We start from the raw sequence: 339 nt of genomic DNA on the forward strand, positions 1-339 counted from the left end.
CATGCGCAGGCGCCCGCCCAGCCAGGCCTTGCGCGCGGTGTGGCGGCGGCGCGGCACGAACAGCGTGCCACGCGTGGCGCCAAAGGCCGCAGCGATCGGCGAAACCGGCTGGCCATCGATGATCGCCAGAGCCATGCCGGCCATTTCGGCAATCTCGGCCGCCTGCAGCTTCGATGTCATGCCGCCCGATCCCAGGCCGGACGACGATCCGCCCGTGGCCATGGCATGGATTTCCGGCGTGACACCCTGCACCACCGGAATGCGCACCGCATCGGGCAGGCGCGGATCGCGGTCATACAGCCCGTCGATATCCGACAAGAGCAGCACGCCTTGCGCCGC

General features: G+C 69.9%; 1 pseudogene. It reads right to left on the reverse strand.

What is annotated here, in order from left to right:
* Positions 1 to 339: pseudogene (locus H926_RS35070) on the reverse strand (glutamate 5-kinase); the annotation flags it as partial.

Origin of the sequence: Novosphingobium sp. B-7, from assembly GCF_000410615.1 — a bacterium.
GTDB classification, from domain to species: Bacteria; Pseudomonadota; Alphaproteobacteria; order Sphingomonadales; family Sphingomonadaceae; genus Novosphingobium; species Novosphingobium capsulatum.